The sequence below is a fragment of the Paenibacillus dendritiformis genome (genome assembly GCF_945605565.1).
In the GTDB taxonomy this organism is placed as follows: domain Bacteria; phylum Bacillota; class Bacilli; order Paenibacillales; family Paenibacillaceae; genus Paenibacillus_B; species Paenibacillus_B dendritiformis_A.
This window is the reverse complement of sequence record NZ_OX216966.1, coordinates 5,667,843-5,692,371: the sequence shown is the minus strand read 5'-3', so window position 1 is coordinate 5,692,371 and position 24,529 is coordinate 5,667,843. Positions and strand designations below refer to the sequence as shown.

Here is a 24,529-nt window from a genome sequence, read left to right as displayed (position 1 = left end):
GCTGCGAGCATGCGGCCGCTTGCCGGCGGCATATCTTTTTATTGGGTTTTATAATCTTTTTAAGCTGAGTTTAAGGTTGATGGTACAATATATAAATATATCATTCACACCACAGAACGCTTGTTGATTCGAGTGAAGATCAGCTTATTGGGAGGTAAGAACTATGGACGAACAACGCCGCAAATTATTTTTTACATCCGACACCGATTCGGATTCTTATACAACAGCATCGGATGAGACCCGAAGCGCGCAGGACGGCCCGCAGGCGGGCGAGGCCAAGGCGCATAAGCCGGAGGATGGCGGCGCTTATTATTTCGCTTACGGCCCTTATCAGTCCGTCAAACAATCCGAAGGCAGCACAACAACGACGGAGACATCCGGCAAGGTGAGTGAAGTAGAGGTTACGCCTCCTGCTCCCGTCAAGCCGATGCCGTTCTCCAGAGCGACCGGTCAAGGAGCCGGCTCCAGCTTCCATTCCGGAGAGGGCGGAGGCAACATGCCTCCCCAGCCGCCGCAGGGCAACTGGCAGTTCAACGAGCCGAAGCGGAAGCGGGGAACTTCTTTCCGCGCGATGTTCGCTTCCTTCCTGGCAGGAATGCTGGTCATCACCGGCTTGATGTATGCAGCGGACACCACCAATCTGTTCACGGGAAGACAGGAGCTGGCGAGCACGGCCAGCCCGTCGGAGAGCGCGGTCGTGACCAACGGGACGCCGGTTCCGTTCCCGAACGGCGCCAGCAGCGTGCCGGAGGTGGTGAAGAAGACGAGTCCGGCGGTGGTCAAAATCGAGACGTTGGCCCGCGTTAGCACGCAGAACGGCTATGGCAACAACCCTTGGATGAACGATCCGTTCTTCCGCCAGTTCTTCGGCGATTCTTTCGGCGGCAGCGGGAACAACAGCTCGAGCCAGAGCCAGCAGCTGCAGCCGCTTGGCATCGGGACCGGCTTCATCTTCGATAAGTCGGGCTATATTTTGACGAACCAGCATGTTATCTCCGGGGCGGAAGTCATCCAGGTTACGGTGGAAGGCTACAAGAAGCCGCTCAAGGGGACGCTGCTCGGTCAGAGCAAGGATCTGGACCTGGCGGTCATCAAGATTGAGGGCGAAGGCGATTTTCCAACGGTGCCGCTGGGCGATTCCGATGCGGCGCAGGTCGGGGAGCAGGTCGTCGCGATCGGGAACCCGTCCGGCTTCGACCATACGGTGACTTCTGGCGTGCTGAGCGCCCGCGAGCGCTCGATCAATGTCGATGACAATGGCAGCGCCCGCGAATACGAGCATTTGCTGCAGACGGACGCGTCGATCAATCCCGGCAACTCGGGCGGACCGCTCTTGAATATGAAGGGCGAAGTCATCGGCATGAACGTCGCAGTCAGCAAGCAGGCGCAGGGCATTGGATTCGCAATCCCTTCGAATGTGATCAAGAAGGTCGTCGACGATCTGAAGGCGAACCGTGAAATCCCGAAGGAGCCGATTCCGTTCATTGGCGCTACGCTGCAGACAATGACCAGCGATATTGCGCAGGAAATGGGCATCAAAAATGTGGAAGGCTCGCTCGTGCTCAATGTGGTGTTCGGATCGCCGTCTTATGAGGCGGATTTGCGCGCCTATGATATTATTGTAGGTATGGATGGCACGAAGTACGCGACCAAAGAGGAATTGATTGAAGCGATACAGAAGAAGAAGGTTGACGATACCGTCACGATGCAGGTTGTGCGAAACGGCAAAGAGATGGAATTGAAGATTAAGCTCGGCGACCGGAACAAGTTCGACAAGCAGATTGAGTCGCAGCAACAGCAGCCATAAGCCGTGCGGCTTATGACGAATCCGGGGGCTGCGGCCCGGGCGCAGCGGGAGAGGAAGCATAGGACGGCCTGCGCCGTTCTTGGCTTCCTTTTCGCTATTGTGGCGGTGAATGGCAGCGAGGAAGAGAAATAGTAATCTACGGGTGAAGAGGGGCTGGTAGGATGACGCGTTCGACGATTATGGTCGTGGATGACGATGAGAAAATTACGTCCATGCTGAGGCGTGGCTTGGTGTTCGAAGGATATGAGGTCCGGACGGCTACGAATGGCAGCGAGGGCTTGCGCGAGATGATGATTCGCGAGCCTGATTTACTGATCCTTGACGTGATGATGCCCGAGGTGGACGGCTGGGAGGTGTGCCGGAGGCTGCGGGAAGCGGGCAGCAGCGTGCCGGTGCTGATGCTGACCGCGAAGGACGAGGTGCAGGACCGGGTGCACGGGCTCGATCTCGGAGCGGACGATTATCTCGTCAAGCCGTTCGCGCTGGAGGAGCTGCTGGCCCGTGTGCGCGCTCTGCTGCGCCGCCGGACGGAGGCCGATGGCGGGACGCACCGCCTGGCGTTCGAGGATGTCGTGCTTGATCTGCATACCCGCGAGGTGCTTCGCGACGGCAAGCCGATCGAGCTGACGGCGAAGGAGTTCGAGCTGCTCCATCTGTTCATGCAGAATCCGAAGCGGGTGCTGCCGCGCGACGTCATTATGGAGAAAATATGGGGCTATGACTACAGCGGAGAATCGAATGTGCTTGAGGTGTATATCGCCATGCTGCGCCAGAAGACGGAAGAGCATGGAGGCAAGCGTATCATCCAGACCATTCGGGGAACGGGGTACGTCTTGAGAGGAGATCATTAATGTCGATTCGGCTGCGGCTTACGGTATGGTATTCCGTCCTGCTCGCGTTTACATTGCTATTATTCGGAATCGCCATCTACACCTTTGTCGACTACAACACATATGCGCATATCAAGACCCGCATCCAGGGACAGGTCAACCAGTTGAAGGTGCTGCCGACGCTCGATCTGCAGAATCGCTTCGACTTCGATGTCCCCAAATCCGATGTCAAGCGGCTGGAAGATGCCGAGCTGTACATTCAGATTGTGAGCTTCCGCAACAAAACGCCGCGCATGTCGCCGAATCTGTCGGAGCTCGGTCTCAATATACCGATGCCGCAGAAGGCGTCGCAGATCAACGAGGGCTACCGCAAAATCGTAGTCAACGGCTATGAATTTCTCGTCTATGAAAATGCGATCGTGCTAGGTGATCAGGTTGAGGGCGCCTTCCAGGTATTCGCCTTCACCGGGCGCGAAGCCTTGTTCACCAAAGAGCTGCGGAGCATCCTCATCATCGCGTCGATGGTGACGATCGTGCTCGCTTTCTCGCTTGGCCTGTTCCTGGCGCAGAAATCGCTGCGGCCGATCGAGAATATTATCCGGGCAACCGACCGGATTCAGAAGGGGGCCGACCTGAGCGTCCGCATTCCGCGCGAAGGTCCTCCCGATGACGAGGTTGGTCAGCTCACCGACCGGATTAACAGCATGCTGGGCCGGATGGAGACGTTCTATAACGAGCTGGACGAAGCCTATCGGGCCCAGCGCCGGTTCGTATCCGATGCGTCCCATGAGCTGCGGACGCCGTTGACGACAATTCGCGGCAATGTCGATTTGCTTCAGAAAATGTGGATGCAGCAGCAGGAGCCGAATCAGATGAGCCAGAGCGAACGGGAGCTGATGTCGCTGGAAGCGTTGCGTGACATCGCGGACGAGTCGCAGCGCATGAGCCATCTCGTGAATGATTTGCTGTCGCTCGCCCGCGCCGATGCCGGCTATGTGATGAGCAAGGTGCTCGTCGAGCTGAAGCCGATGGTCGAGGAGGTCGTGCGCCGGGCGCAGTTCCTGCCGCGCAAGGCCGAATGGGAACTGGGCAATATCGATGTGCTTGAAGATTTGTACGTGTACGGTAATAAGGATTATTTGCAGCAGATGCTGTTCATCTTCATTGAGAATGCGTTCAAATATACCCAGGAAGGCAAGGTCCGCCTTACCGCGCTGCGTCAGGACAATCAGATCGGCCTCAAAGTGGACGATACGGGGATCGGCATGAACGAGAAGGAAGTGCCGTACATCTTCGAGCGCTTCTACCGCGCAGACGTGTCGCGCGGCGTCACATCGGGCACCGGACTGGGGCTGGCGATTGCCAAATGGATTATCGATGAGCACCGGGGTTCGGTCGAGGTCGTCACGAAGCCGGGCGAAGGAACGTCGTTCATCGTGTGGCTGCCGCTGGCTACGGTCGACGGAAGCGGAGATTATCCGGTATAATAGAGGAGCCGATGTCAGGCGCAGTATAAAGAGGAGGCAGGTGTACCGATGGAAGTCAGGAAGATTACACCGCGCGGCTATTGCTATGGCGTCGTGGATGCGATGGTGCTGGCACAACAGACGGCGCGCAATCTGGATTTGCCCCGTCCGATATATATATTAGGGATGATCGTTCATAACCGTCACGTAACGGATGCGTTCGAGGATGAAGGCATTATTACGCTCGATGGGGCGAACCGCTTGGATATTCTGGATCAGATCGATTCCGGGACGGTGATCTTTACGGCGCACGGCGTATCGCCGGAAGTGCGGAAGAAGGCGCGGGAGAAGGGGCTGACCACCGTGGATGCGACATGTCCCGATGTCACGCGCACGCATGATCTGATTCGAGAGAAGACGGCCGAAGGCTACGAGATTATTTATATCGGCAAAAAAGGGCATCCTGAACCGGAGGGCGCCATCGGCGTGGCTCCGGACAAGGTGCATCTCATCGAGACGGAAGCGGAGATCGCCGATCTCAAGGTAGGCACGGATCGCCTCGTCATTACGAATCAGACGACGATGAGCCAGTGGGATATCAAGCATATTATGAATCGGCTCATCGCCCGATTCCCGACGGCGGAGATTCATAACGAGATCTGCATGGCGACGCAGGAGAGACAGGCGGCGGTAGCCGAGCAGGCCAAAAGCTGCGACCTCGTCATCGTCGTGGGCGATCCGCGAAGCAACAACTCGAACCGGCTGGCCCAAGTGTCGGAGGAGATTGCCGGCGTGCGAGCCTTCCGCATCTCCGATCTGTCGGAATTGAAGCGGGAATGGCTTGATGGGGTACAGATAGTCGGCGTGACCTCCGGCGCTTCAACGCCGACGCCGATTACGAAGGAAGTCATCGCTTATTTGGAGCAGTATGACGAGAACGATCCGGAGACATGGGAATTGAAGCGCACCGTGAACATGAAGAAGCTGCTTCCGGTCATCCGCGAGAAGTCGAAGTCATAACACGGGGCGACAATCAACGGCTCGACGACACTCCTCGAGAGAAGGAATATTGTGAAAAGGTGGTTGAAGTACCAGTTCTTGAAGCTGGTTCGGACCCGCGGCGCCGCCGCTCAGGTTGCGAGAGGCTTCTGTATCGGACTGGCCGTTGAAATGTTCACCCTCCCGACGGCAGGGCTGGCGTTCTTCCTCATCTTCCCGTTGGTATATCTGATGAGGGGGCGGCTGGCCGCCGCTCTGATCGGCTTCGTATTCGGGAAGCTGATCTATATTCCGGTCGCTGTCGTCAATGAGCGGGTAGGGCATTGGATTCTGCCCATGCATTGGACGGTTCATGCGGCCGCGCTGCCGGACTGGATGAACCGGCTTCTGACCATCAACATGAATCTGATTGTAGGCGGAATGATTGACGGTGTGGTGCTGGCGCTTCTGCTGTATATTCCAATGAAGCAGATCCTGCTGACCGTGCAGGAGCGGCGCCGGCAGAAGCGCCGCCACCGTCATGGCCACGCTCACGGATAAGGAGCAGCCCTTTTCTTGCCGGCCGAACGGCCCGGGCAGAAAAGGGCTTTCTTCTATTTCCCGGGACATAATGGGAGGCGGGGGACTACAGATGAAGAAAAAAAGAATTGACGAATGTGGTAATATTCGATATAGTTGCTTTAATAGATAAAAGCTTAAAAGCGTATAAGCGTTGAAATGAGAAAGCAATGAATCGACAGAGCAGAAAGGATGTAGCCCCATGATCGTTATCGTCTCGAATCAGACTCCGGAAGAACGGGTCGCGGAGCTCGTGCGCATCATCGAGAAGGCGGGCAACCAAGCCCATATCTCGCGCGGCACGGACCGTACCGTCATCGGCATTATCGGTAAAGCAGAGCCTCAACTGGCTGAACATCTTAGACAAATGAAGGACGTAGAGAACGTGATTAAAATTACGAAATCATATAAGCTGGCTAGCCGTGACTTCCATCCGGAAGATACAGTGATCGATATCAAAGGCGTAGAAATCGGCGGCGGCAATCTCGTCGTCATGGGCGGCCCGTGCGCCGTCGAATCGCCGGCGCAGATTGACGAGATCGCGCGCCTGGTGAAGGCGGCGGGCGGCCAAATCTTGCGCGGAGGGGCCTTCAAGCCGCGGACAGGCCCGTACAGCTTCCAGGGGACCGGCGTGGAAGGGCTGGTCATGATGGCCGAGGCCGGCCGAAAGCACGGGCTGTTGACGATTACGGAGGTCATGACGCCGGAATACGTCGATATTTGTGCGGAGTATGCGGATATTCTCCAGGTGGGGACGCGCAATATGCAGAACTTCGATCTGCTGCGCAAGCTGGGCGAATGCGGCAAGCCGGTCTTGCTCAAGCGCGGATTCAGTGCCACTTATGATGAGTGGCTGAATGCGGCCGAATATATATTGGCCGGCGGCAATCCGAATGTCATGCTGTGCGAGCGCGGCATTCGCACCTTCGAGACGTATACGCGCAACACGCTCGACTTGACCGCCATTCCGGTCGTGAAGCAGTTGAGCCATCTGCCGGTCATCTCCGATCCGAGCCACGGCACAGGCCGCCGCGAGCTGGTGGAGACGATGTCCAAGGCATCAGTGGCCGCGGGCGCGGACGGATTGATTATCGAGATGCATACCGATCCGGACAACTCGATGACCGGAGACGGGGTGCAGTCGCTGTTCCCGGACCAATTCGCCAATCTGCTGCGCGAACTGGAGCAGCTGGCTCCGCTGTGCGGCAAGACCTTCCATACGGAGAAAATGGAGCCGTCCCATTTCGCGACATGGGTCAAGTGAACCGATTTGAATTGCAGAAGAACAGTCTCTTTCTATGAGGAAAGAGGCTGTTTTTTTGCTTCAGCGGCAATCGAGGCTGCTTGCTTGGCGATTGCCGCGCGCCGGACCGCCGATGGTGCGCACGGCATGCGGCTTGCGTGCACCCGGCGGAGCCATGCGGCAGGGGTCCTGAGCGGCTGTGGCCGTGTGCCTATGCGCCGCTGTGGGCAAGGCATGCGCCTATGCGCGCGTGAGTGGGTAAGTGGGCACCGGCATGTGTCTATGTGTTGACCGGTATGCGGATTTGTGCGTTAGTAGGCAAGGGACCCCTTTGCGCCGCAAGTGACAAAGCGCGCAGGTACATGTACCTATGCGCGGCTGGTGAGCTAGAGCGGAACTTCATGCGCTTAAGGACCGCTGTTCGCAAAGCGTTGAGCCGCATGCGCCAAATTCGATCGAGTGGGCTCGTGCGTGTCAGGTTGACAATGCATGGCTAGGGCCATAGCCCCGCTAGTGGCTTACCAGCTACGCGCATGTCATGAGTCGCTAGTGAACCAGCGTGAAGCAGCGTGCGCCTATGTGGGACTACGGGCTGACATGACGTGAAGTTGCTTCCGCCTATGTGGGACTACGAGCTGACATGACGTGAAGTTGCTTCTGCCTATGCGCTGGTGGGATAGCCTACGGCCGCGTGATGCATCGGTTTTCGGTCCAATTCCAATGAATGCTGCAAATTTACAGTATTTTATTCCTCTAGCAGGTAGATTAAGTGAAATTGATGCAAATCTACATCAATTTTCCCGTTTCTGGCCCGAACGAAGTTAAATCGGGCGAAATTGCTGCACTTTTGCAGGATTGCCTTAGTCAGAAATGAGGCGTTCTAGAAATCCTGCATTTTTGCAGCATTCGGAGCAGCCGAACATGTATAGTGAGTTATCAGCCAAGAAGTGGCAATGCCGAAGCCGGGGAAGAGGCGAGTTGCAAGCCAAGATATGCCAATCAAGTATGCCCATATTGAAGAGAGAAAAGTAGCGAGCCCTACAAACCGAGGAAGTGGTCATGGCGAACGAGGAAAACGAAGCTAGGCATGGGGCGCACTTTTACAAGCCCAAAGAGGCCATGCCGCAGCCAATAAACAGGCAGGCCCACCGGACGGAGGCAAGGAAGTATTACTAGTCTGAGGGGCCAATTCGCTCCCCTTGGGAGAGCAAGGGGAAAGCGTAGGCAAAAGCGGCTTTTCTGCCGTTTCCCATCATCTGGTGTAAGAATACCTAACATGAAACATAAAAATACCTGACATAGATATTGACGAGATTTCTCCGCAGCGATTATAATGACAACAACTTAATTTTGAAAGTGGAACAATGAGTGCGTGATGAACGTGTATTGTTCGGAAATGGGAGGAATCATCATGTCGACAAATCCAGCTTTGATGGTTATTCAGGAGAAAAAAATCCAGTATGTAGATTTTCGCTTTGTTGATTTGGTCGGTCGGGCGCATCATATTACCCTTCCCGCTTCAGAGGTGGATGAGAGCACGTTCACGAACGGAGTTGCTTTCGACGGTTCCTCCATCAAAGGATTCCGCGGAATTGAAGAATCTGACATGGTGATGATGCCGGACGCGAACTCCTGCTACGTCGATCCGTTCATGGCCCATCCGACGCTCATCGTCATGTGCGATATTTTTACACCGGATGGCGAACGCTATGATCGGGATCCGCGCAGCATCGCGCAGAAGGCGGAAGCGTATTTGCAAACATCCGGGGTCGGGACGGCCGCATTCTTCGCTCCGGAGTCGGAATTTTTCATCTTCGATGAGGTGCGGTACGAAAATACGATGAACCGCTCCTCCTTCTACGTCGACTCGGTGGAGGCGTCATGGAATACGAATCGCGAGGAGGCCGGCGGCAACCTCGGGGGCAAAATTCCGGCGAAGGGCGGATACGTGCCGGTCGCGCCGGTCGATACGCAGCAGGACATCCGCAGCGAGATGTGCCGCCTGCTTCAGGAATGCGGCATCCGCGTCGAACGCCATCATCACGAAGTGGCGACGGCGGGGCAGGGGGAGATTAACTTCCGCTTCGATACGTTGACGGCCACGGCCGACAATCTGATGAAATATAAATATATCGTTCATAATACGGCACGGCAGTTCGGCAAGGTGGCCACCTTCATGCCGAAGCCGCTGTTCGGCGACAACGGCAGCGGGATGCATGTGCATCAATCGATATTCAACGGCGACACGCCGCTGTTCTATGAGAAGGGCGGATACGCCAATCTGAGCGAGATGGCGCTTCATTATATCGGCGGGATTCTGCATCACGCACCTGCGCTCATCGCCTTGACGAACCCGAGCACGAACTCGTTCAAGCGGCTCGTTCCCGGCTACGAAGCCCCGGTCAATCTGGTCTTCTCCAAAGGCAACCGTTCCGCCGCAATTCGCATCCCGGTGGCTGCCGTCACGCCGAAGGGCTGCCGCATCGAGTTCCGCACGCCGGATTCGACAGCGAACCCGTATCTGGCGTTCGCGGCGATGCTGATGGCGGGGCTGGACGGAATCAAGCGCAAGATCGATCCGGCCGCGGCCGGCTTCGGCCCGTATGACCGGAATCTATATGAACTGTCCGAGGCGGAGAAGCTGGACATTCGCCGCGTTCCGGCTACGATGGAAGAAGCGCTCGACGCATTGGTGGCAGACCATGAATTTTTGCTCGAGGGCGGCGTATTCACCCGCGAGTTCATCGACAACTATGTCGGCATCAAGCGAAAAGAAGCCCAATCCGTTGCGGTACGCATTCATCCGCAGGAATACAGCCTTTATTTCGACTGCTAATCAAATCGTTCTAACGATCCTCCGCATCCAGTTTGGATGGGGAGGATTTTTTTCACATGCCGGGGAGAGGACTGGGCAAAGCTTAATTGCAATGATTGTTGACGGCTTCGCCAACCTTGCGCTATCATAGACTACGAAAGCAACTTAAACGTTTAAGTTAAAACGGATGGGAGGGAAATGGAATGTCAAGACGCTTCTTCATTTCGATATTATCGTCAGCTCTGGTGTTTCTACTGCTTGCGGCTTGCAGCGTGCAAAATACGAAATCGGCTAACGAGGCAGGGGACTCGTTGCAGCAGCATGCGGGAGAAGCCGGATTGCAGCCGGAGAAGGGCGCCAAATTGCTCGTATGGGAATCCAAAGGTCCGGAGCTGGATTTTCTGAAAGCGGTCGCAGAAGACTTCGAAAAGGAGTATGGGGTCAACGTCACGGTCGAAGCGGTTCCGGCTATCGACTCTGTTACGAAGCTGGCGACGGACGGGCCGGCGGGGATCGGGGCCGATGTGTTCTCGGCGCCGCATGATCATTTGGGGAATGCGGTCATGGCAGGGCTTGTCCTGCAAAATGATGTGTACGATGAACCGGTGAAGCAGCACATCATGGACTCTGCCCTTGAAGGCGTTAGCTATGACGGGGTGCTCTACGGGTTCCCAACCGCAATCGATACGTATGCGCTGTACTATAACAAAAAAATGTTGAACCAGGCTCCCGCAACTTATGAAGAGCTAATTCAGTTTGCCCAAACGTATAACGATCCGAAAAACAAGCAGTACGCCTTCATGTGGAATGTCGGCCAGCTCTACCAAACCTATTCATTTCTAGCCGGCTACGGCGGCTATATTTTCGGGGATGGCGGGAAGGATGCAGGCGATATCGGCTTGAGCAATGCCGGGTCGGTCGCGGGAGCCGCTTTCTTGCAATCGCTGAAAAACATCCTGCCGATCAACAGCAACGATATCAATGACAATATCATCACCGGCTTTTTCATCGAGGGGAAAACGGCTGCCATCATAGGCGGACCATGGCTCATAACGGATGTCAACAACGCGGGCCTGGATTATGGAGTGGCTCCGTTGCCGCTGCTGCCTAATGGGGAGCATCCGCGAAGCCTGTCCGGCATTCGCGCGCTCTATGTCAGCTCCTATACCGAATACCCGGCAGCCGCCAAGCTGTTCGCCAGTTATGCGACCTCGCGTCAACATATCGTCAAGCGCTACGAGATGACCATGCAGCTGCCGCCGAGGCAAGACATGATGGAGGAGCCGATCATCAAGCAAGATGCCAATGCGCTGGCATTCCTGGAACAAACGAAGTATTCCGTTCCGATGCCGTCCATTCCCGAAATGGGAAATGTATGGGTGCCGGCAGGCGCGGCCTTGGCTGCAATCTGGAATGACAAGCAGGAACCGGAGATGGTCTTGAAAAAGGCGGTCGAGCAAATCAACACGGCGATCCGGGCGAAAAAGTAACCTCGGATTGAGAACATTGCATAAAAAATCGACGAAGGCGGTCTTCCTTATGGATGTGACAACAGGTGCCCGTCGGCATCGGACGAGAGCGGCTATATTCTCCGCGGTGTGTATCGGATTAGGCCAGCTGTACAACAAGCAATATATGAAGGGATTGCTATGGATGATCGCGGCCCAGTTGTTCTTCTGGACCTATTATCCGATTGCTTATCAGGGAATAAGAGGGCTGCTAACGTTAGGCGACATGCCTACGCAGGTGGTATCCGGACAAGTGATCAAAGGCGATCATTCTATTTTCCTGCTGATTGAAGGGCTGTTTACATTGGTGCTCGTGCTTTTGTTTGCCGGGTGCTATGTGCTGAATATTTACGATGCGAAGAAAAATGGCGCGCTGCGGGATGAAGGGAGGCCTGCTCCGGGGTTTATCGAATCGGTCAAGCAGATGAAGCTTCGGCATTTTCCGTATCTGCTTCTGCTGCCGTCCATTTGCTTCGTGCTGTTCGTGACGGTGGTGCCGTTGGTGTTCAATGTGCTGATAGCCTTTACGAACTATTCGGCCCCGAATCATATTCCCGACCGCAATTTGGTGGATTGGACAGGGCTGAGCACGTTTTATGAATTATTTGCGCAAGAGGCATGGCGCACGACCTTCTTCGGCATTTCGGTCTGGAATGTCATCTGGGCTGCGGCGTCTACGCTGTCCGTCTTTTTTAGCGGGCTCCTATTGGCGTTGATGGTAAATCACCCGAAAGTGAAATTCAAAAAATTTTGGCGCACGATCTTCATCTTGCCATGGGCGGTTCCGCAATTTATATCGATTCTGGTGTTCAGAGTGCTGCTGAACGGCTCATTCGGTCCGGTGAACGATATGATAACCAAACTCGGCTTTGCGCCGGTGCCATGGCTGTCCGACCCGATGATGGCCAAGTTTACGATTCTGCTCGTGAATTTGTGGTTCTCCACCCCGTTCCTGATGGCGTTGATGTCAGGCGTATTGACGACGATGCCGCGGGATTTGTACGAAGCGGCCTCTGTGGACGGGGCCACGGGGATGCAGAAGTTTTTTAAATTAACGCTTCCGCTGGTGTTGGCGGCGACGGCGCCGATCTTGATCATGCAATTTGCTTTTAACTTCAATAACTTCAATCTAATCTACATGCTTACGGACGGCAATCCGAACCACCCTGATTATTATTACGCGGGCAGCACCGATATTTTAATCTCGTGGATATTCAAGATGACGTTGAATCAGAGCCAATTCAATATGGCTTCCGCCGTCTCGATCATCATGTTCGTCTTTATCACGGTATTCTCGCTATGGAACTATCGGCGGATGAAGATAACTCAAGAAGAGGATATGGTCTAAATGTCTAAATTGCTGAACAACCTGGTCGTAGCGGGCATTTACGCGGTGTTTGCCGTACTGCTGCTGACGACGGTCTATCCCTTGATCTGGGTTATCGGAACTTCGCTTAACCCGGGCAATTCCTTAATGGTAAGCCGAATGGTTCCTGACCAGCCCACGCTTGCGCATTATACGGAGCTGATACGGAATACGGATTTCGTGCTGTGGTTTACGAACACGCTCACGATCGCGCTTGCCAATGCGGCATTGTCAACGGCTTTGGTGGCGGCGACGGCCTATGCCTTCTCCCGCTTTCGCTTCAAAGGCCGGCGGCAAGGATTGATGACATTGCTGATCCTGCAAATGTTTCCGGGCTTCCTGTCCATCATGGCGATCTTCGTGCTGCTGATGCAGACGAAGCTGCTGGATACGCACTTGGGCCTCATTCTAATCTATGCCGGCGGCTCCATCTCGATGGGAACATGGGTGATGAAAGGCCATTTCGATACGATTCCGAAAAGTCTGGAGGAAGCGGCCTACATCGATGGCGCAGGTCATGTGGAGACGATGTTCAAGATCATTTTGCCGCTGTCCCTGCCCGCGATTACCTTTGTCGCCTTGAACAGCTTCATTACGCCGTTCATGGATTTTATCCTGCCGCAAATCGTGTTGAGATCATCTGACAAAATGACGTTGGCGCAAGGCTTGTACAATATGGTGGCGAACGAGACGAATTCAAGCTTTACTACCTTTGCTGCCGGCGCCGTGCTGGTGGCGCTGCCGATTACGATCCTGTACATGTACTTCCAAAAGTATCTCATTCATGGCATGACGGCTGGCGCGGACAAGGGCTAGGATAGCGTGATCAAAAGCGGCCATAAAATAAGAGTAGGTGGAAGGGGGAAAAGGGGAAATTTGACACCCTATAGGCGGTATGCTTTAATTGGCTTAAACGTTTAAGTCAAAGCCAAGCGAGGTCGGATAAGATGAAAAAAACGACGATTAAAGATATCGCCAAAGCAGCGGGTGTGTCTATTGCTACTGTGTCCTATATTTTGAACGATGTCAAGACGCAATCGATATCGAATGAGACGCGGGTTAAAGTGTTGAAAGTCGCGCAGCAGCTTAAATATGTGCCGAACCGGACGGCCCAGTCTTTAAAAATCAAGAAGACGGGCTTGATCGGGATTTTAGTCTTCAAGGATGAGCGTCAAACCCCTTGGTCGGACTTCAAATACGCCAAAACGATAAGCAAAATCGAGCAGCAATGCAGCGCGCTCGGCTATCACGTCATTTTTATGCAGATCGACGATACGGCACCGTCTTTCAAGGTCATTATGGAACGGAATTTGGACGGCGTATTTTTGATCAATGTGGATCAGGAACGGTTTGCAACGATCACGCCATACTTCGGGTTCGGTATTCCCGTGTTTGTGGTGGACAGTTATATTGAGGATTCGCTTTTTCACAAAATTATGCCGGACGTGGAAGCGGGCTTTCAGCGATCGCGCGCCCTGTTGGGCGAAGCGCCGCAATTTCTCGTAATGGATCGCTACAACAATGAACAATGGATGGATTTCATCAAGCAGGCATCGGGTCTGCCTGAGGACCGGATTCATGTGTACGAGCACCGCCAAGGGATGAAGGCCTTTTTGGCGAAGTTCAAGGGCCGGCCGGGCATCGTCATGAACGAATTTATGGCTAATGAGGCTGCTCAAGTCCATCCCTATCTGATTGCCTGGTGCACCTGTCACTGTCCTGAAATTGTTGGTGAAGCTGCGGCGAGGGTCTCATTCGGCTTGGATGAATACGCGTCATTCGTCAATGTAATGAACAGCTTTATTCATGATGCGGAATATGTACACGAGGAGAAGTTTCTGAAATTGCCTGTCTCCTCGTAGATCAATGCGCGTGTTTCAAAAGGCCGGTTTGCGGACTTTTGGAACCGCCTCTATAAGGAGAAATGCCTAATGGACTCATCACGGCTTATTACAATCTATGGGTTTTATTCGAGCATCTTGGCGAATCGAAGAAAAATATTCATTTATTTGCCTCCCAGCTATCATACGAACGAACAGCAGCGGTACCCTGTGCTCTATATGCAGGACGGGCAGCATATGTTTTTCGCGGATCGCAAGGGAGATTCATGGGGTGTTCATCGAACGGCCGATCGGCTCGCCGCTGAAGGCAGGATGAGGGAAATTATTGTGGTCGCTATTTCCCATATCGAAGATGCGCGGATTGCGGAATATATGCATGCGAATCCGGACGGCCACAATATATTCAACATGGCCAATCAAGGGGAGTTATACGAACAATTTCTCGTACAGGAAGTGAAGCCCTATATCGATCGGGAATACCGGACGCTGCCGGGCAAGGAGCATACCGCCTTGATGGGCTCATCCGCCGGCGGATTGGTGTCCTACAATATCGGCTTCCGTCAATCGGATACGTTCGGCATGATCGGGGCATTATGCCCGTTCTTCGTCAGCGTCAATCCGGATACGATGGAGGAGCGCTGGCTGAGCCATGTCTATACGGAGAAGAAGGATCTCAAGATATGGATGGATGTCGGAGATGCGGAAGGCTTCACGGTCATGGAGAAGCATGTGCGGCAGGTCGTGGACACCCTCATTCGCATCGGGTATGAGCCGGGACATGATCTGATGTATTACTATGCCGTCGGCTCCGGCCATGCGCAGAAGGATTGGGCGGCAAGGGTTCATGCGCCTCTCCTTTATTTTTTCGGAGATATCGGCACGCCTGTGCGCGTGGAGCTGCGCGGATCCGGAGTCATCGGGATACAGGGGCCGCAGCAAAGGTTCAACGCGGTCGTTCATTTCGACAGCGGCTATGTGATGTCAGATCTGAATGCCCGGTATGAGGTGGCCGATCCGAGCATTTTAGAGGTAACTGCGGATGGAACGCTTATGCCGAAGCAGACTGGCAAGACGGCCGTAACCTATCATCATTACCAGCTCAAGGCAGAGGCGGAGGTCAGTGTCGTGCCGTATATTTCGAAGACGGTTGCCGTAAAGATGGTGGTAAAAGTACCGGAGCATACGCCGTATACGGAAAGGCTGTATGCCGGAATCGAACTGCCGATGATCGGCGCAGGACGATATGGGGGCACGTTCGAGGTGCCGCGGGACATGGCATTCGAATTTCGGATTTCGCGCGGCCTGGGCATGCATGAGACCGATCGTCACGGTCAAGAGGTTCCTTATCGCAAATTTACGGTTGCGGACGGCCTGGAGCTGTATTATGAGGTCGAGAACTGGGTCGATATTGCGGCAGAAAGGGCGGAAAATCGATGAGCGTGAAGCTCTTGGAAAGCGTGAAGGGCGTGAAGAGTGTGAAGAGCTTAGAAAGCGGATCACGCTTACTGCGAATGGAACGGTTTCACTCGGACTATTTGAATAACGACAGAGAATTATTCGTATATTTGCCTCCCGGCTATCAGCAGGAGCCGAATAGGCGGTATCCGGTCTTGTATATGCATGACGGCCAAAATATTTTCCATCCCGCCTTCAACGGCTATTCCTGGAACGTGCATGCGGCCGCCGACAAGCTGATTGCCGAACGACGGATGGAAGAAATCATTATTGTCGGCATCCCGAATATGGGGATGGAGCGGGCCGATGAATTTACCCATGACCTGGAAGGGGTAAGATTCCAGGACGACAAATTCCCGGTTCAACCGCGCGGCCATCTGTATGAGCGCTTCCTGATTGAAGAGGTCAAGCCCTATGTGGACGCCTTGTTCCGCACGCAACCGGAGCCGGAGCATACGGCCTTAATGGGCTCCTCAAGGGGCGGGCAGGTCACGTACCATATCGGGCTGCGGCGTCCCGACGTGTTCAGCATGCTCGGTATCATCTCGCCTTACATGTATTGCGTATATCCCGAGACGTTGGAAGAAGTGCAGCTGTATCATACCTTTACCGTCAAGCAGCCTATCAAGAAAATATGGATCGATCTGGGCAGCCGCGAAGGGCTTCTCGTCATGGAAAAGCATGTGCGTGAAGTGACGGAGAAGCTTCTGGACCTGGGGTACGAAGCGGATGACGAGTTGGTCTATCTGTATGAGCCTGGATCGGCTCATGTAGAGAAGGATTGGGAGGCGCGGGTGTCTGCACCGCTGCTCCACTTCTTCGGCCATCGGGGCCAGGCTTGCTCCCTGACGCTGCATGGCGATCTAGAGGTGGGCATCACGGGGCCTCCATGCCGCTTGAATCCGATCGTCGAGTTCGATTCCGGATTCAAAATGTCTCCGCTGCGTGCCGTATACCGCGTCGCGGATGAGCATATCGCGCAGGTTCGGGACGATGGCACGGTTATTCCGCTGCAGCCGGGCGACACCGAGGTAACGGTTCAAGTCGATGGCCGGGAAGCGTTGATGCCGCTTCGCGTCATGGAGGAGATTCCCACGCATGTCACCTTGGATATCGTCGTCCATGTGCCGTCCGATACGCCGGAGGGCCTCAAGCTGTACGCTTGGTTCCCGTTAACCTGCGATCAGGGCAGACGCGCATATACAGCCCGCCTGCGTATTCCATTGCATACGGAATGGGTGTTCCAGGTGAACCGCGAAGACGGGAGCTTCGAGGTCGATGGAGCGGGATCCCCCGTTAAGCGCTGCTATAAAGCAGAGAAGGACGGGACATTGGAGATAGTCGTAGAGAGATGGAACGAGCGGAAAGAATAACGGAATGGAACGCATCAATGGAATGAACGAAAGGAAGGAAACAGCATGAGAAAACGGGTGATGGGACTCCTTGCCGGCGCCCTCTTTTTCACGGGAATCATATTCACTGCCTCGGAGTTTACAGCCAATGCCGGGATAAAGGCGCTGGCTGACAAGCCTGCATCCATGAAGGGGGAGAGCGATCTTCCGGCGCGAGAGCTGGCCGGGGCGATGGGCGATCGGGTTGGCATTGATCATGGCAGCCGCAAGCTGGATGCGAATCCCGGGAAGGAAGAGCCGGACCAGCGCTCTGGCGGCAGCGACGGCAGCCAATTCAAGCCATTGCCGCTTACCCACACCGTGAACGATGTGGAGGTAACGATTCATTCGATCCGGGTCACGGAGCAGAACACCGACTTCGAGGTGACGATTAAGAACAATTCGGATAAGGAAAAAGTGACGCTTCAACTGGATGAGGTGAAGACGGAAGCGAACAGCGGCGTTGCAGGGAAATCAGCGGAAGCCGTAGAAGCCGCTTCGGATAACCCGGACTTTAAGGGCAAGGCGATTCGCCCGACTAAGGAGCTGCATGGCTGGGTACGCCATCAAGGGTTGAAGGATCGGGATGTTGCGAACTTGTCGTTCCGTCTTGCCTTGAAGGGAACGAAGGAAACGAGAACCTATCATTTCTTAATCGATTGTACAACGTTGAAGTTCCGTACGCTGTAAGCAGCGGTTGGTCAGCGGGGCATGGGCGGGGATTGTCTTTCTCGCTCATGCCTTTTTGCTGATCATGAATTGGGTTAGGGCAGGGAATATACATCTCTTTACTTATGCGTATTTTTTGTTGCGGCGTTATGTTGAACAGGTTAGGATTGGAAAAAAGGAGGTGATTAACGAAGAAAATTGGCGTCAACGCACAGCCGCTTAATCCACGATGATATGGAGGGAAATGAAGAAGACGATGAACCAAAAAGCGCTTGGATGGATGCTTAGTATCGTATTGGCGGCGGCGAGCGTTCTGCCTGGCATTCCGCCTGCGCATGCCTATGCCCAACAGAGCGGGCAGGCGGCGGTTACGGCCGATGCGCCGGTCGCACCGGGAGACGGCGCCGAGCCGGAGACCGTAACGGAGGCCGTATATGATAAAAATGGAAGCGCATTCTCGACGGTGCCTTCCCCGGATGAAGGGGCGGACCGCCTTCTCCCGGCCGCATTCGGCGGGACCAATCTCGCCCTGAACAAGCCGGCTTACTCGTCGGGCAATGAAGTCGATTACTTGACTCCGGATCTGGCCGTGGACGGGAAGGCCAATACAAGATGGTCTTCCGCGAAGCAGGATGATCAATGGTTCTATGTCAATCTGGGAGAGCGGACCGCGATCGATCGCGTCGTCATCCGCTGGCAGACGCCGGCCGATACATACAAGATCCTGGTATCGGATGACGGCGAACAGTGGACGAATGTGAGGGAGGGCGACGGCGTCATTGCATGCAAGGGAGGCACCGAAGTTATCGATTTCGCGCCGCTTCAAGCGAGATATGTGAAGTTCCAGGGAGTGAAGCGGGCGCCTGTCGAAGGCGTTCTGTACGGTTACTCCTTCTATGAATTCGAGGTGTACCAATTGAATGACCTGCAATCTATAGCAGACCGGATTGAGGCGACATTGACGGTGCAGGCCGGACAGACCGAGCTGGATTGGTCCGCGGCTGAAGTGCCGGATGGGTACCGCGCCAGCGTATATGGCAGCGACCGGCTGCCTGTCATTGATCGCGAAGGCCATATCCGCACGCCATTGGTCGATGCCAAAGTGAACCTCATCGTGCAGGTGGAGGATCTGAACGATCCGAACCGGAAGGTGCTGTCGGATAATATTGCGGTTACGGTGCCGGGCCAATATAAGCAGACCCGGGATCGCAATGCGGAGCCGGACGTCATCCCGTCCTTACGGGAATGGTATGGCGGATCGGGGAGCTATACGTTGACGGAGTCGTCGCGCATTGTCGTCCGCCCGGAGGACGAAGCGGCGCTGCGCAAGGCGGCGGAGCTGACGCGCGAGGATGTGGCGGATCTGACGGGATATGAGCTTGAGATTGTGTATGGCCAGCCGCAGACGGGCGATCTGTATTTGTCGATAGACCCGTCGTTAACGTGGCTGGGCGAGGAAGGCAACGTTTTCCAGGCCGGTGACTATGTGTCGATCGCCTCGTCTTCGGCGACGGGGGCGTTCTTCGGCACGAGAACCGCGCTTCAGATTCTGAAGCAGCATCCGGACCTGACGATTCCCCGCGGAGAAGCGAGAGATTATCCGAAGTATGAGAAGCGGGGTCTCATGATCGACGTGGCGCGCAAATTTTACACGATCGATTTTCTGAGAAGCTACGTGAAGCTGCTATCCTGGTACAAAATGAACATGTTCCAAATTCATCTGAACGATGATGTCGGCACCCCGTTCGCGGACGGAACGAGGGCGGCTTTCCGGCTGGAAAGCACCACTTATCCGGGATTGGCCAGCCCGAACGGGCATTATACGAAGCAGGAATTCAGGGAACTCCAGCTTCTGGGCATGGATTACGGAGTCAACGTCATCCCGGAGATTGACACGCCCGGGCATTCCCGTGCCTTCACATCCTATAATCCCGCGCTGGGGAACGATCACGCCCTCGACATTTCCAAGCCGGAAACCGTGGAGTTCGTGAAAAATCTGTTCAACGAATATGTGGATGGAAGCGATCCGACCTTCGTCGGTCCGGAAGTGCATATCGGTACCGATGAATATTGGGGCCCGGATGTGGAGCGCTTCCGTTGGTATATGGATACGCTCGTGAAGCATATCAACGACAAAGGGAAGCACCCGCATTTGTGGGGGGGATTGACGCAATACAACGGAACGACGCCGATCAGCAATGAAGCGACGATGGATATCTGGTATGAGCCGTATGGGCCGCCGCAGCAGGCGGTCGATCTCGGGTTCGACGTGCTGAACGTCCAAAATATTTATATGTATATCGTTCCTACCTTATATGGTGACTATTTGAATTCCCAGTTCCTGTACAATGAATGGGAGCCGATCAAATGGGAGAATACGACGCTGCCGTTCGGGCATCCCCGCGTCAATGGCGGCATGTTCGCCTTGTGGAACGATGTATCGGACGCCAATGGGCTGTCGATGGACGACTCGCATGAGCGGATGCTGCCCGGAATCCAGGTCGTCGCGGAGAAAATGTGGACCGGCACGCGGGACGACCGATCTTTCGATCGCTATATGAAGCGGGCGGAGGCGATCGGGGACGCGCCGAATGCGAATTTGTCCCGCAAGATCAAGGTCGATAACGAGGAGAACCAGGTTATTCAATACCTGTTCGAGGACCAGTTCAAGGATGGTTCGGGCAATGGCTTCGACGGGAAGGGCGTCAATGTGGAGATGACGGAAGGGAAATATGAGCAGGGGGTGCGCTTGAAGGGCGGAACCAGCTATATCGAGACGCCGGTCGAGGCGTTGGGGTTCGGCTGGACGCTCTCGATGTGGGTGAAGCCGGATCGGGGGAACCCGGATGACGCGATCCTGATGGAGTCTCCGGCCGGAACGCTGAAGCTCAAGCAGGGCAAGACGGGCAAGCTCGGGTTCACGAAGGAGCACTATGACAGCATGTTCGATTACGTTGTGCCGGAAGACAAGTGGACGCATATTTTACTGAAAGGCGACAATAAGGGCGTGACGCTGTTCGTCAATGTGGATGAGTATGTGGAGCGGCTCGAGAATGCGTACCCTCGTCTGCATACGCTCGTGCTCCCCGCGCTGCGCATCGGCAGCGAGACGAACGCGTTCCGGGGCGTGCTGGACAATGTCATCATGTACAATAAGCCGATTGAACTGCTCTATACGGATAATAAGGCGCTTCATAGACCGGCCGAGTCGTCCGCAACCGAGTTCCCGTATTATTCGCCTGATATGGCGGTAGACGGCATCGTCTCGATCAACTCCAGATGGTCCAGCGCCTATGTGGACGACGCCTGGTTCATCGTCGATTTGGGCGAGCCGACAGACATCAATAAAGTGATTATGAAGTGGCAGGCGGGCGCAGAGAAGTATCAGCTTCTCGTATCCGATGACAAAAAGAACTGGACGAATGTCTCCGGCGATGGAGGAATGATTACGTCCCAAGGGAAATTGGACATCGTGACCTTCGAGCCGAAGATGGCGCGCTATGTCAAATTCCAGGGCGTGAAGCGGGCCACGGTCTTCGGCTACTCCATCTACGAGTTCGAGGTGTATTCGCCGGATCATATCCAGGAATATAAGCGCCTGATCGGGTTGATGGAGGATTTGCTGCCGCGCTTGAACAAGCCGGAGCGCCTGCGCGAGCTGCTGTTGCAAGTGTTGAACCGCTATCCGTATGACGCGACGCGCGAGCTTCGCCCGATGCAGGATCTGCTGCAGCGCGTGCAGATGAACTAGGCCGAGCGAACGGTCGTACAGCCCCCGTATTCGGAAGGATGCGGGATTTTTCACGGCGGAGAATGCCTGATGAACGCAGACTTTTTTGCGTTACCTCCTTGAAGCGAACTTCAATTACTGCTATGATTATCGATAAAATATTGGATAGACAAGAACACGAAGGTGGGAGAAACGGATGGAACAACATCAACGCGCGTACAATTTCAATGCCGGTCCGGCAGCTTTGCCATTGGAAGTATTGGAGCGGGCTCAGTCCGAATTCATCGATTTCCGGGGCCATGGCATGTCCATCATGGAAATGTCGCACCGCGGCGCCGTCTACGAACAGGTTCATAATGAAGCAAAGCAATTATTGAAGGAGCTGTTCCATATTCCGGACGGCTACGACGTGTTGTTCTTGCAGGGAGGAGCGAGCACGCAGTTCGCCATGGTGCCGATGAACCTGCTCGCCGCAGGCAAGGTGGGCGCCTACGTTCATACCGGCAGCTGGGCCAGCAAGGCGATCAAGGAAGCGGAGCTTATCGGGGAGACTCGGGTTATCGCCTCGACCGAAGCCGATCGCTTTATGCGCATGCCGGCACCGGAGGAGATCGTCGTTCCGGCGAATGCCGCCTATGTTCACCTGACTTCCAATGAGACGATAGAGGGAACGCAGTTCGCCGCTTACCCGGATACGGGCGCGGTGCCTCTTATCGCCGATATGTCGAGCGACATTTTATGCCGTCCGGTCGATGTGTCGAAGTTCGGCATGATCTATGCGGGCGCGCAGAAAAATCTCGGTCCGTCCGGCGTTACGGTCGTCATCGCGAAGGAAGAGCTGCTGGCGAACAGCCCTGCGACGATTCCGACCATGCTTCGTTACAGCACTCATTATAAAAATAATTCTCTATATAACACGCCATCCTCTTTCTCCATCTATATGGTGAATCTGGTGCTGCAATGGCTCAAGGACCGCGGCGGATTGGCGCAGGTCGAGCGGGACAATCAGGCGAAGGCGGAGCTGCTGTACGGCGTCATCGACAGCAGCGGCGATTTCTACCGCGGCTGCGCGGCGCGTGACAGCCGATCGATGATGAACGTCACCTTCCGGCTCACGGATGAGGAACTGGAGAAGACGTTCATCAAGGAAGCCGGGGAAGCGGGCTTCGTCGGTCTGAAGGGACATCGCAGCGTCGGCGGCTTGCGCGCCTCGATCTACAATGCGGTGCCTTATGCGAGCTGCGAGGCGTTGGTGCAGTTCATGAAGCAATTCCAACAGAAGAACGGCTAACATATACGTTGATGACGCCCCGCGAGGTTTGCTCGCGGGGCGTTGTGTTTAGAAGGTACTCGCGATGTTCACTTGTCATGCTATATGCCAAAAGAGCTGTTCAAAGCCATCGCCTTGAACAGCTCTATGGATGTCTACTTCACCGCCTGCCACACATCGGCGCTGCCCGGCTCCTCGCCGCGGGTCCACCAGCGTGCCTGGTAGGCAGTGTCGTTATGCTTCACCTTGTCTCCGCCGACGTAGGCACGATCCTTGCTCCACTCGAGGATGACGTTGCTCACCAGCTTCCACGCTTCTGACACGTCAGGCCGATTGTTCTGCGTCCAATACTGGGCTTCGTATTCCAAGCCGTCGTAGAGTACGCGGTCGCCGCGGGTGTAGACGGCGTCGGACTTCCATGTCGTATCGCCGGTCTGTGGAGGCTCGGTGCCGCCTTCTCCCTCACCGTCTCCGCCTCCGCCGTTATTGTCCTGCGGCAGCGTCACCGCAACCAGCGGCGCAGACAACGGGGAGAGATGGCCGGCCCGATCGATGGCCCGCACGGTATACGTATAGGATGTATCCGGAGTCAGACCGGCATCGAGATACGATGTTCCGGTCGTCTGTCCCAGCGAAGCGCCGTCGCGGAATACTTCGTAGGCCTTGATTCCGTTCGCCGAGGAAGAAGATGTCCAGGTCAGGGTGATCGATGTCTCAGTCCGCGCGGAAGCCGCGAGCTGGGCCGGCGCCGACGGCAGCTCGATTCCCGAACCGTCATTGACCAGATCGACGTCAATTACTTGATAGAACGCATTGCCGGTGTCCGCGATCTCCCAGACGCCGAGAATCAGATGATAGCCGCTGCGGTCGGTCGGCACGCTGCATTCATGCGTGACGGTTGCCGGCGGCTTTTTGCCGCCGTCCTGAATCGTGCAGAACGGCACCGGATCCAGATCGGCGCGAGTGAGCGGCTTGTTCGGATCCCAGTCTTTTTTCGTAATATAGTATTTCCATTCCGATGTCGCATGCGGCGCGGTTAGATGCCATTGGAACGTATTCGTTCCGCCTTGCATTTTCACCTTGTTCCACCGATCGGCCGATTGCTCATCCAGCGGGGCAAAGATGCCGCCGCCGGCGATATGGCCGTCAGCCGGTCCGCCTTCCGGGAAGTTGCCTTTGGCTTCCACACTTTGCGGCTCATACTGAACCTGTCCGCAGTTGGTGTTCATGCCCAGCTTGCATTGATAGGCACGGCTGGCCGGAGACTCGATGTAGCCGTGGGCCGATGCGCTGTCCGCGAAAATGGCGCTCGCGGCCAGTCCGAGCACGATAAGCCCGAATGCGGTGAACAGAGGGGATACTTTGGACAGCAGAGTGCTGCCGATTCGTCTTGCCATTGGTGTCAACTCCTTTGATTGGTATCGACACCAGTATAAAGATATAAGCGGTTTAATTCTATCGATCGTTGGTAGGATTTCCTATAAACATTACAAACTATTTTGACAGACAATCCGAAGTACCAGAAAGGACAGCGGAAGCAGCGCTTTTGTCGAAGCAATCCCCCGATCATCCTCAACTTGA

General features: G+C 55.1%; 17 protein-coding genes. 16 read left to right on the top strand and 1 reads right to left on the bottom strand.

Annotation, left to right across the window (positions count from 1 at the left end; genetic code table 11):
- The first annotated feature begins 163 nt into the window (after positions 1–163).
- From NNL35_RS25525 to serC, 16 genes are all read left to right on the top strand, one after another.
- Positions 164–1,807, top strand: coding sequence for a S1C family serine protease (locus NNL35_RS25525; protein ID WP_006676421.1), 1,644 nt, complete (start codon positions 164–166; stop codon positions 1,805–1,807).
- 161 nt (positions 1,808–1,968) lie between these two features.
- Positions 1,969–2,658, top strand: coding sequence for a response regulator transcription factor (locus NNL35_RS25520; RefSeq protein ID WP_006676420.1), 690 nt, complete (start codon positions 1,969–1,971; stop codon positions 2,656–2,658).
- Positions 2,658–4,124: a sensor histidine kinase gene (locus NNL35_RS25515; RefSeq protein ID WP_006676419.1), complete on the top strand. Its 1,467-nt coding sequence runs from the start codon at positions 2,658–2,660 to the stop codon at positions 4,122–4,124. The genes NNL35_RS25520 and NNL35_RS25515 overlap by 1 nt, the downstream gene beginning before the upstream one ends.
- Before the next feature lie 48 nt (positions 4,125–4,172).
- Positions 4,173–5,123 carry a 4-hydroxy-3-methylbut-2-enyl diphosphate reductase gene (locus tag NNL35_RS25510; protein ID WP_006676418.1) on the top strand — a complete coding sequence of 317 codons (951 nt, stop codon included), beginning with the start codon at positions 4,173–4,175 and terminating at the stop codon, positions 5,121–5,123.
- Positions 5,124–5,174: 51 nt separating this feature from the next.
- Complete coding sequence (locus NNL35_RS25505; RefSeq protein WP_238535320.1) at positions 5,175–5,642, top strand: DUF2062 domain-containing protein; 468 nt, start codon at positions 5,175–5,177, stop codon at positions 5,640–5,642.
- A gap of 220 nt (positions 5,643–5,862) precedes the next feature.
- Entirely contained in the window at positions 5,863–6,924 is a 1,062-nt protein-coding gene (gene aroF, locus NNL35_RS25500) for a 3-deoxy-7-phosphoheptulonate synthase (protein WP_006676416.1), read from the top strand.
- A gap of 1,390 nt (positions 6,925–8,314) precedes the next feature.
- The gene (gene glnA, locus NNL35_RS25495) at positions 8,315–9,739 is read left to right on the top strand and encodes a type I glutamate--ammonia ligase (RefSeq protein WP_006676415.1); all 1,425 of its coding nucleotides are present in this window, start codon (positions 8,315–8,317) and stop codon (positions 9,737–9,739) included.
- A 182-nt stretch (positions 9,740–9,921) separates the two neighbouring features.
- On the top strand, positions 9,922–11,208 hold the full coding sequence (locus NNL35_RS25490; protein WP_006676414.1) for a sugar ABC transporter substrate-binding protein: 1,287 nt from the start codon (positions 9,922–9,924) through the stop codon (positions 11,206–11,208).
- Positions 11,209–11,257: 49 nt separating this feature from the next.
- The gene (locus NNL35_RS25485; protein ID WP_006676413.1) at positions 11,258–12,574 is read left to right on the top strand and encodes a sugar ABC transporter permease; all 1,317 of its coding nucleotides are present in this window, start codon (positions 11,258–11,260) and stop codon (positions 12,572–12,574) included.
- Complete coding sequence (locus NNL35_RS25480) at positions 12,575–13,408, top strand: sugar ABC transporter permease (RefSeq protein ID WP_006676412.1); 834 nt, start codon at positions 12,575–12,577, stop codon at positions 13,406–13,408.
- Between the two features lie 131 nt (positions 13,409–13,539).
- A complete protein-coding gene (locus tag NNL35_RS25475) occupies positions 13,540–14,454 on the top strand; it encodes a LacI family DNA-binding transcriptional regulator (RefSeq protein ID WP_006676411.1) in 915 nt (304 codons plus the stop codon).
- 69 nt (positions 14,455–14,523) lie between these two features.
- Positions 14,524–15,870, top strand: coding sequence for an alpha/beta hydrolase (locus NNL35_RS25470; RefSeq protein ID WP_006676410.1), 1,347 nt, complete (start codon positions 14,524–14,526; stop codon positions 15,868–15,870).
- A gap of 74 nt (positions 15,871–15,944) precedes the next feature.
- Positions 15,945–17,261, top strand: a complete 1,317-nt coding sequence (locus tag NNL35_RS25465; RefSeq protein WP_040730900.1) for an alpha/beta hydrolase — start codon at positions 15,945–15,947, stop codon at positions 17,259–17,261.
- A gap of 45 nt (positions 17,262–17,306) precedes the next feature.
- Positions 17,307–17,969, top strand: a complete 663-nt coding sequence (locus NNL35_RS25460; protein WP_006676408.1) for a hypothetical protein — start codon at positions 17,307–17,309, stop codon at positions 17,967–17,969.
- A gap of 208 nt (positions 17,970–18,177) precedes the next feature.
- Positions 18,178–21,699, top strand: a complete 3,522-nt coding sequence (locus NNL35_RS25455) for a discoidin domain-containing protein (RefSeq protein WP_254553851.1) — start codon at positions 18,178–18,180, stop codon at positions 21,697–21,699.
- A gap of 175 nt (positions 21,700–21,874) precedes the next feature.
- Positions 21,875–22,969 carry a 3-phosphoserine/phosphohydroxythreonine transaminase gene (gene serC / locus NNL35_RS25450; protein ID WP_006676406.1) on the top strand — a complete coding sequence of 365 codons (1,095 nt, stop codon included), beginning with the start codon at positions 21,875–21,877 and terminating at the stop codon, positions 22,967–22,969.
- Positions 22,970–23,103: 134 nt separating this feature from the next.
- On the opposite strand, the gene NNL35_RS25445 is transcribed toward serC, so the two are convergent.
- Positions 23,104–24,345, bottom strand: coding sequence for a lytic polysaccharide monooxygenase (locus NNL35_RS25445; RefSeq protein ID WP_006676405.1), 1,242 nt, complete (start codon positions 24,343–24,345; stop codon positions 23,104–23,106).
- Between the last annotated feature and the right edge of the window lie 184 nt (positions 24,346–24,529).